General features: G+C 43.0%; 9 protein-coding genes. 5 read left to right on the top strand and 4 right to left on the bottom strand.

All coding sequences use genetic code 11. The annotated features are described in order from the left end of the window. Nucleotides 1-98: 98 nt before the first annotated feature. The 4 genes from ttcA to AB6F11_RS02350 all read right to left on the bottom strand — a co-directional run bounded on the left by ttcA (nt 99) and on the right by AB6F11_RS02350 (nt 3,744). Nucleotides 99-992, bottom strand: a complete 894-nt coding sequence (gene ttcA / locus AB6F11_RS02365) for a tRNA 2-thiocytidine(32) synthetase TtcA (RefSeq protein WP_017059635.1) — start codon at nt 990-992, stop codon at nt 99-101. A gap of 319 nt (nt 993-1,311) precedes the next feature. Then, the gene (locus tag AB6F11_RS02360; protein WP_017063862.1) at nt 1,312-1,962 is read right to left on the bottom strand and encodes a DUF2987 domain-containing protein; all 651 of its coding nucleotides are present in this window, start codon (nt 1,960-1,962) and stop codon (nt 1,312-1,314) included. A gap of 122 nt (nt 1,963-2,084) precedes the next feature. Further along, the gene (locus AB6F11_RS02355; protein ID WP_102393736.1) at nt 2,085-2,936 is read right to left on the bottom strand and encodes a glucosaminidase domain-containing protein; all 852 of its coding nucleotides are present in this window, start codon (nt 2,934-2,936) and stop codon (nt 2,085-2,087) included. Then, complete coding sequence (locus AB6F11_RS02350) at nt 2,929-3,744, bottom strand: hypothetical protein (protein ID WP_102393735.1); 816 nt, start codon at nt 3,742-3,744, stop codon at nt 2,929-2,931. Before AB6F11_RS02350 ends, AB6F11_RS02355 begins: the two co-directional genes overlap by 8 nt. A gap of 330 nt (nt 3,745-4,074) precedes the next feature. On the opposite strand from AB6F11_RS02350, the gene potA reads away from it, so the two are divergent. The 5 genes from potA (at nt 4,075) to AB6F11_RS02325 (ending at nt 9,233) form a co-directional block, all read left to right on the top strand. Beyond that, nucleotides 4,075-5,190 (top strand): spermidine/putrescine ABC transporter ATP-binding protein PotA, encoded by a 1,116-nt coding sequence (gene potA, locus AB6F11_RS02345; protein WP_102393734.1) that lies wholly within the window; start codon nt 4,075-4,077, stop codon nt 5,188-5,190. Next, on the top strand, nt 5,174-6,031 hold the full coding sequence (potB, locus tag AB6F11_RS02340; protein WP_050649907.1) for a spermidine/putrescine ABC transporter permease PotB: 858 nt from the start codon (nt 5,174-5,176) through the stop codon (nt 6,029-6,031). Before potA ends, potB begins: the two co-directional genes overlap by 17 nt. Next, on the top strand, nt 6,031-6,801 hold the full coding sequence (potC, locus tag AB6F11_RS02335) for a spermidine/putrescine ABC transporter permease PotC (protein WP_004733706.1): 771 nt from the start codon (nt 6,031-6,033) through the stop codon (nt 6,799-6,801). Before potB ends, potC begins: the two co-directional genes overlap by 1 nt. Before the next feature lie 149 nt (nt 6,802-6,950). Further along, nucleotides 6,951-7,985 (top strand): extracellular solute-binding protein, encoded by a 1,035-nt coding sequence (locus AB6F11_RS02330; protein ID WP_017059628.1) that lies wholly within the window; start codon nt 6,951-6,953, stop codon nt 7,983-7,985. Nucleotides 7,986-8,195: 210 nt separating this feature from the next. Beyond that, nucleotides 8,196-9,233, top strand: a complete 1,038-nt coding sequence (locus tag AB6F11_RS02325) for an extracellular solute-binding protein (RefSeq protein ID WP_017059627.1) — start codon at nt 8,196-8,198, stop codon at nt 9,231-9,233. Nucleotides 9,234-9,288: the final 55 nt, after the last annotated feature.

Here is a 9,288-nt window from a genome sequence, read left to right as displayed (position 1 = left end):
CGCTTGTACGGTGGTGTGAGAGGACGGAGGCCGTGAGGCCTCCTCCTACTCGATTGTCTGTTGTAGGCGCATCTATTGCTCTACAACGATTATTCTTATTATACGTTCGTTACGTCGATGAACATTGACTCATCGATGTTAGAAGATGAAATTTCAGCTTCTTCGAATTCGTACGCTTTGCGGTCTTCACTACGGTCTAGTGGAAGGTTCACGAAGTCAAACAGCTCGCGGTCAGCCAGTTGGCTTGGACTTACGTTCTGGATTGACTTGAAGATCTTCTCAACACGACCTGGCGTTTTCTTATCCCAATCAATTAGCATCGCTTTAATGTTCTGACGCTGTAGATTCTCTTGAGAGCCACATAGGTTACAAGGAATGATTGGGAACTCTTTATGTTCTGCGTATTTGATTAGGTCCGTTTCACGACAGTAAGTCAGTGGACGAATAACAACGTTACGACCATCATCTGAACGAAGCTTTGGTGGCATAGCCTTTAAGCGCGCACCGTGGAACATGTTTAGGAACATGGTCTCAACGATGTCGTCTAGGTGGTGACCCAGAGCGATCTTAGTTGCACCAATCTTCTCTGCGAATGAGTACAAAGTACCACGACGAAGACGAGAACATAGGCCACACGTTGTTTTACCTTCTGGCACTTTCTCTTTAACCACTGAATACGTGTCTTTATCTACGATGTAGTAAGGAATGTTCAGCGTTTCAAAGTACTCAGGAAGAATGTGTTCAGGAAACCCAGGTTGTTTTTGATCTAGGTTTACTGCCACAACATCAAATTTGATCGGTGCTGCTTCACGTAAACGTAGCAAAATATCTAACATCGCAAATGAATCTTTACCGCCACTAATACATGCCATTACTACGTCATTCTCTTCGATCATGTTGTAGTCGATGATGGCATTTCCAACATTTCTTCTCAGACGTTTCTGAAGTTTGTTGAATTCAAGTGTTTCTTTTCTATTATCGTTTTGGTTCATTGCGACTCTCACACCGTCGTATTACCGACTGTAGATTGCTAGTGGGACTGTTTTAGGGCGTGGATTATACGGATTTTTATTTGATGTTGAAATAGTAACGGCCGGATAAACAAGCTGAGTAATAGAAAGATTCTGCTTTTATTGTTCGATAAGCGCCTAAACGGCAGAGAAACGCGGCTTCACAAGCTCTCGGTTGGTATCATAGATAAAGAAAAGCAGCCTGATCTTATTCGATGAGGCTGCTTTAAGATATGTCGCAAAAACTTAGGGGGATGATTTCGCTAAGCTTTTACTTCACTAACAATGATTCTGTTAAAAATTATTGCGCGGGAATGTACGGCAATACGCGAACTGTTGGTTCTGGCAACGTGATGCTGTCACTTCCATTCAGTTCTTCTAAGGTGAATTTCGCACGTCCTTCTTTGATTGGTAGTTGCTTGCCATTTGAAAGCTCGATGTTGCCTTCCAGCTTATTAGCGAACTCTAGCGTTAACCCTTGGATATCTGGCGTGAACCAACCAGAGAACATACCGCTGACGTCTTCAAGCATCGCCTGCATCTGTGGCAATAGGTTTTCTATCTGTGCAACTTCTACTGTGCCAGCTAAAGGCTCTTGAGTCATCACCACAAAAGAATACGCACATTCCTGTTCTTGAGTTTGTACAAAGATAAGAGGGTTTGCTGAGCGTAGGTTTTGATCTACCGGTAGAAGCAGTTCATTGGCCGGAGAGACTTTTAGCTCTTCGTAGTGCTCTTCTTTTTCCATCCAAGCTTTGCTGATGTGACAGGTTTGCTGAGCTTGTTGATCAACAAAGAAGACCGCAACTTTGACATCATCATGCCCTTCTTTGGTGTTGTTTTTCAGCTGAGTATAAAGCTTAGAATACGTGAACATGTATTCTTGCGCTGAAGCAGGAAGAGAAACCCCAAGGCTTAATGAGGCTAATAAAGCGAGTGCTGTCTTTTTCATTATTATAATCTTGTCGAAGTTGAGCGTTTATAAATAGAAAGAGCAGCCAATGAGCTGCTCTTTTTGTGATATTACTGGTATAAGCCGACTATCGAAGGCAACCAAGTTGGTATCAAAATGAGTTACTTTTTCCAGTATACCTCGTTGTGACGGATCATAGCTTGTAAATCAGTCACATAGTCGGAACCTCGCTCAGAATATTTTAACAAGCCATTGGTGAGCTCTGTCGCCGTTGCGGTTGTTAAAAGATCATCACCTTGCGCATCAAGTTTTGCACGAATCACTCTTAGATCGGCGTAAGCACGATTACGATTAAGGTTCATGAAATACCGATGTACGGATTCTTGGCTTGAAGAGAATGTTGCGACTTCATGCGAGCTACCTTCGTTACGTTGTAGCGGAACAAGGCCACAACCTTTGGTGTAACACCAGTGTCCAAAATAGTTATTTGCTTTAGTGGCGAAACGAGATGTACCCCAAGCTGATTCATTGGCCGCCTGAGTTAACACAAGCGCTTCAGGTAGCACGTTTACACGATTCAACATTTCTTTCAGCCAAGCGTCATCTAAGCCCGATGAAGGTACAGGCAGGCTATACAGCTTCCCTAGTCTCTTTGCGTATGACGCGTCTTCAGAGTCAACATTGTTCAACCCCGTCTCTGAAAGCTTGGTTAGAAACGCACGTTCTTTGGTGATTCGCTTGTTTTCGATGTTGATACTTGGGCGAAGATAAGAAAAGAAGGTGTCTTTCTTTTTATTTACATCTTCAATCGCTGCGAAATCTGGCTTATCAGAAGAGACGGTCAAGTCACCAAAGTTTTGCTCTGAGTCTGAAGCCTTTTGCCCCGCTCGCCTGCGCTCTTCTTCTTGTTGGTAAAGCATTGGGCCAACTAACGAGATCGAGCCAACTAAGGCTAATGCTGTCACTTTTAGCGCAAGTGATTTACTTGCGCTTAATTTAGAGTTGTTATGCATCGAATACCTGTGGGTCTTTATTGTTGCTACCGTTGTGGTCGTCGTCGCTCTTTGGTCTGTCTGACGCGATCAGTTTGAGTTTAATGCCAAACATCTCGCGGTAAAGAATCCCTTTCACGTGGAAGAAGAAAGGTAAAACGAAGATAAGGCCAATGCCGTACATCATTGCCGCGACGATGAACATCAGCATTACTAATAGGTAGATAGAAGCAACGGTGAAGATTTTTTTGTTGACAGCACGCAGAGAAAGCAGCAGCGATTGCATTGGCGGCACTTTCTTATCACAAATCAGCAGAATCGAATGGCTGAACGCCAGTGAGAAGTAGATAGACAAGAACGGCAGAATCATACCTGCGATGCCTTGCAGCATTAGGCTAAACAAAGTCACTAGAATAACCGGAACCGTAAACTGCAAACCTTTACCGATGTGGCGTACTTTGGTTTGTAGGCCAGCGGCGTGACTCATTGCCATTAAACAGATACCCGCATAGATAGGCGCACTGATCACTTCATAGCTAAAGTTCGCGATAAAAATCGATTCAACGATTTGTGGCGTAAACGACTCTGGGTCGATAACTGCATCTAAGATAACCGCGGGATCACCAAGCTGTAGTTTTAGTGCGATATAAAAGATAGCGAGCTGCACAAACATCAGAGCAACAATCGCAGGGGAAAACGAAAGAAAGTGACTTACCGTATGTTTCCATGCCTCTTGGAATACAGCCGTTGCTTTGAGCTCATAATCGCCAGAAAGTGCACGGTCGATACTACCGCCCAAATTAAAATCTTTTTCGATGTCGTTGTTCATAGTGATACCTAGGTGCGCCAATTAAACTGAGCCACCTAACTTATTGATAAAAAATTACCTTCATTATACTCATATGTCGGATACAAACTAAAATATGAATCTGTAACAAGGCTTGCTTTTGCGTCTTAATGGTTAATAATTAGACACTTGTTGGGGCGTAAACCCAGTAAATAACAGTATGGTAAAGGATGTTTACTTTTACCTGCGAAATTTTTTATCTTCGAATGGTAAAAAATGCTTTGATTTCACGTTTTTGGTGATTATGATGCGCGCCTCAAAGGTGTATAGCAACAGGTTCTCAAACAGAACCAAGGTGGAGAAAAACAGACGTTGAACGCTAAAAAATCAGTAGGAAAACCAGTAGTACAGCTAACTGGTATTAGTAAAAGCTTCGATGGTAAGGAAGTCATCGGCAATCTTGATCTAAACGTAAATCATGGTGAGTTTCTCACGATTTTAGGCCCGTCAGGTTGTGGTAAAACAACCGTGCTAAGAATGATTGCGGGTTTTGAAACGGCAGATAGTGGTCAAATACTGCTAGCTGAACAGAACGTAACCCACGTCCCTGCTGAACAAAGGCATGTTAACACTGTATTCCAAAGCTATGCCCTATTCCCACATATGACCGTTTTCGAAAATGTGGCATTTGGCTTACGCATGCAGAAAGTTCCAAACAGCGAGATTGAACCTCGTGTATTGGAAGCTTTAAAAATGGTGCGCCTAGAACAGATGGCACAAAGAAAACCACACCAGCTTTCTGGTGGTCAACAGCAACGTATCGCAATCGCTCGTGCCGTCGTTAATAAGCCTAAAGTTCTTTTGTTGGATGAATCTCTATCTGCTCTGGATTACAAACTACGTAAACAGATGCAAATCGAGCTGAAACAATTACAACGCCAACTTGGTATCACGTTCATTTTTGTAACGCATGACCAAGAAGAAGCGCTGTCTATGTCTGACCGTATTATTGTTATGCGTGATGGCGTGATTGAACAAGACGGAACACCAAGAGAGATCTACGAAGAGCCTAAGAACCTATTTGTAGCGCGTTTCATTGGTGAAATTAACGTATTCGAAGCGACAGCGAAATCTCGTCAAGATGAAAAACGCATTGTTGCGACAATCGAAGGTGAAGAGTCCATTATCTATCACGATAAAGACGTAACACCGGGTCAAAAACTGCAAGTATTGCTTCGCCCTGAAGATCTTCGTATCGAAGAAATTAAAGAGTCTGAGCAACGCGGTATTGTTGGCCACATTGTCGAGCGAACCTATAAAGGCATGACATTAGATTCAGTCGTAGAACTTGAATCTGGTATGCGCGTCATGGTTAGCGAATTCTTCAACGAAGATGACCCTGATGTTGATCACTCACTGGGCCAAAAAGTTGCAGTAACTTGGGTTGAGAGCTGGGAAGTGGTATTAGAAGATGAGCAAGAAGTTTAATTTACAAAACGCAATTGTTGCTTTAATCACAGGTTGGTTAGTGCTGTTCGTGATGATTCCAAACATCATGATCATTGGTACTAGCTTCCTTACTCGTGATGAAGCGAACTTGATCGAGATGACCTTCACTCTCGATAACTACGTGCGTTTGGCTGACCCGCTGTATTTTAAAGTGTTGATGCACTCTTTCTATATGGCAATTGTCGCAACCCTACTTTGTTTGATTATTGGTTACCCGTTCGCTTACATCGTGGCAAAAATGCCTACGAAGTGGCGTCCAATCATGTTGTTCCTAGTGATAGTGCCATTCTGGACTAACTCTTTGATTCGTACCTACGGATTAAAAATTGTACTGGGTACGCAAGGTGTCTTGAACAAAAGCTTGTTAGCGCTAGATATCATTGATAAACCGCTACGTATCATGTACTCAGAAACCGCAGTAATGATCGGTTTAGTGTACATCCTACTTCCGTTTATGATTCTGCCGCTGTATTCAGCGATTGAAAAACTGGACGATACGTACTTAGAAGCGGCTAAAGATTTAGGTGCGAACAAACTGCAAACGCTATTGAAAGTGGTACTGCCACTAACAATGCCGGGCATTATCGGCGGCTGTTTGTTAGTACTGCTGCCAGCGTTAGGTATGTTCTACATCTCTGACCTATTAGGCGGAGCTAAGAACCTATTGATTGGTAACGTGATTAAGAGCCAGGTGCTCAACGCTCGAGACTGGCCGTTTGGTGCAGCGACGAGTATCGCACTGACCATGGCAATGGCTGTGATGCTGTATGCCTACTACCGAGCAGGTAAGCTATTGAACAAGAAAGTGGAGCTAGACTAATGGGTCGCACAGTTAAGTTCAGCTTTATGGCGCTGGTATACGCCTTTCTATACCTACCTATTATCGTATTGATTGCGAACTCATTTAATGCCAATAAGTTTGGTATGAAATGGGGTGGCTTCACCACTAAATGGTATGACGCGCTTATTAACAACGACAGCCTAATGCAGGCTGCGTGGCACTCGATCAACGTAGCGGTGTTCTCTGCAACAGCCGCAACGATTGTCGGGAGCCTTACAGCAGTAGCCCTATTCCGTTACCAATTCAAAGGTAAAGGCATCGTAAATGGCATGCTGTTCATCGTAATGATGTCTCCAGATATCGTAATGGCGATTTCGCTTCTTGCGCTATTCTTGGTAATGGGTGTTCAACTTGGGTTCTTTACCCTACTTGCTGCTCACATTACCTTCTGTCTACCGTTTGTTGTAGTAACGGTATACAGTCGCTTGAATGGCTTTGATGTGAAGATGCTAGAAGCAGCAAAAGACTTAGGTGCAAGTGAATGGACGATTCTAAAGCAGATCATTCTACCTCTTGCTAAGCCAGCGGTTGCTGCAGGTTGGTTATTGAGCTTCACTCTGTCTTTGGACGATGTGATCATCAGCTCTTTCGTAACCGGCCCAACGTATGAAATCTTACCACTAAAGATTTACTCAATGGTTAAAGTGGGTATCTCTCCTGAGGTAAACGCCCTAGCAACAGTGATGTTAGTGGTGTCGTTAATACTGGTGATCATTTCTCAGTTATTAGCGAGAGAAAAAATCAAGTAAGTCTCCTACTCTATATTAGAGACAGGCTTGATTAAGAAGTTAAGAGACTTCAAGTTCAAAAAAGTGTTAATCATAAACAGAATGGTAAATTGCCATTCTGTTTTTCTATCTACTGCCTTCGGGCAACGTTTAGTTTGGAGCTAACGTCAATGAAAAAATGGGCTACTCTATTAGCTGGTAGTGCATGTGCGCTTTCAATGTTATCTGCACCATCATTTGCAAAAGATAACAAAGAATTGGTATTCATGAACTGGGGACCTTACATCAACAGTGAGATTCTAGAACAGTTCACTGATGAAACTGGTATCAAGGTTATCTACTCGACTTACGAGTCGAACGAAACCCTGTACGCAAAGCTAAAAACACACAACAAAGGCTATGACCTAGTTGTGCCGTCGACTTACTTCGTATCTAAGATGCGTGACGAAGGTATGCTACAAAAGATCGACAAAACTAAGCTGAACAACTTCAAGAATCTAGATACTAACTACCTAGATAAGCCGTACGACCCAAGCAACGACTACTCTATTCCACATGTAGTTGCAATCACAGGTCTTGCTGTTAACACTGACATGTACGACCCAGAAGATTTCCAAAGCTGGGCTGATCTATGGAAGCCAGAGCTAGAAGGTCAACTTATGATGATGGACGACACTCGTGAAGTGTTCCACATCGCACTACGTAAGTTAGGTTACTCTGGTAACACGACTAACGAAAAAGAGATCGACGAGGCGTACGCTGAGCTACAAAAGCTTATGCCAAACGTTCTAGTATTTAACTCAGACAACCCAGGCGCGCCTTACATGTCTGGTGAAGTGGGTCTAGGAATGCTGTGGAACGGTTCTGCTGCTGCTGCGCAAAACGAAGGTCTACCAATCAAACTGGTTTTCCCTAAAGAAGGCGGTATCGGTTGGGTTGATAACTTTGCGATTAGCTCTGGTGCGGTAAACGTAGAAGCAGCTCATAAGATGATTGATTTCCTACTTCGCCCTGAAATTGCTGAGCAAATTTCTCGTGACACAGGCTACCTAACGGCCGTTAAAGCGTCTAACGAGAAGTTCAAAGATAGCCCTGCGCTATTCCCATCGCAAGAAGACCTTGATCGTGTTGAATGGCAAGCTGCGGTTGGCGATAAGACAGTGAAGTACGAAGATTACTTCATGAAACTTAAAGCAGGTCAGTAATTTAGCTTATTATCTAACTGTGGCTAAGTAACCAGTTTACTTAACAGGTCAACGTAGATAATCAATAAGTTAAAAATAAGAATATCAATGAATAGGCAGCTTAGGCTGCCTATTTTATTATATCGCTGCTATAATATAGCGCGATTTTTCGAAATCCTTTACCTTGGGTTCACTACCCAGCTCCAAATCAAACAAATGAACGGAACAGTAATGAAAAAAACACTGTATACCGGCGCATTGTGTGCTGCTACTTTACTTTCTACACCCTCTTTCGCAGCTGACCAAGAACTGTATTTTTACAACTGGTCTGAATATATTCCAAATGAAGTACTAGAAGACTTCACAGAAGAGACGGGCATTAAAGTCTACTACTCAACTTATGAGTCTAACGAAAGCATGTACGCTAAGTTAAAAACTCAAGGTACGGGTTACGACTTAGTGGTTCCTTCTACTTACTTCGTTTCTAAGATGCGTAAAGAAGGCATGCTTCAAGAGCTTGATAAAACCAAGCTAAGCCACTTTGCAGATTTGGATCCAAATTACTTAGATAAGCCATTTGACCCAAATAACAACTACTCAATCCCATACATCTGGGGTGCGACGGGTATTGGTATCAACTCAGACATGCTAGACAAGTCTTCAGTTAAAAACTGGGGCGATCTGTGGGATACGCAGTGGGAAGGTCAACTGATGATGATGGATGACTCTCGTGAGGTTTTCCATATCGCTCTATCTAAACTGGGCTACTCTCCAAACACGACTAACCCTGAAGAAATCAAAGAAGCCTACGAAGAACTTCGTAAGCTAATGCCAAACGTATTGGTATTTAACTCAGATTTCCCAGCGAACCCTTACCTAGCAGGTGAAGTGTCTCTTGGTATGCTTTGGAATGGTTCTGCTTACATGGCACGCCAAGAAGGCGCAACGATTGACATTATCTGGCCAGAAAAAGGCGCTATCTTCTGGATGGACAGCCTAGCAATTCCAGCAGGCGCTAAGAACACTGAAGCGGCTCATAAGATGATCGACTTCCTTCTTCGCCCAGAGAACGCTGCGAAAATTGCTCTAGAGATCGGTTACCCGACACCAGTTAAAACCGCTTACCCTCTTCTTCCTAAAGAATTTGCTGAAGACAAGAACGTTTTCCCACCACAATCAGTGATGGATAACGGTGTGTGGCAAGATGAAGTTGGTGAAGCGAGCGTTATTTATGACGAGTACTTCCAAAAACTTAAAGTAAACAACTAAGTTATTGTTAGTTAAGAAGTTAAGTAAATAAAGCGGCGTAAGCCGCTTTATTTTT

Origin of the sequence: Vibrio sp. 10N.247.311.14 (assembly GCF_041467715.1) — a bacterium.
GTDB lineage: Bacteria > Pseudomonadota > Gammaproteobacteria > Enterobacterales > Vibrionaceae > Vibrio > Vibrio crassostreae_C.
This window is presented reverse-complemented; position numbering and strand designations above follow the sequence as displayed.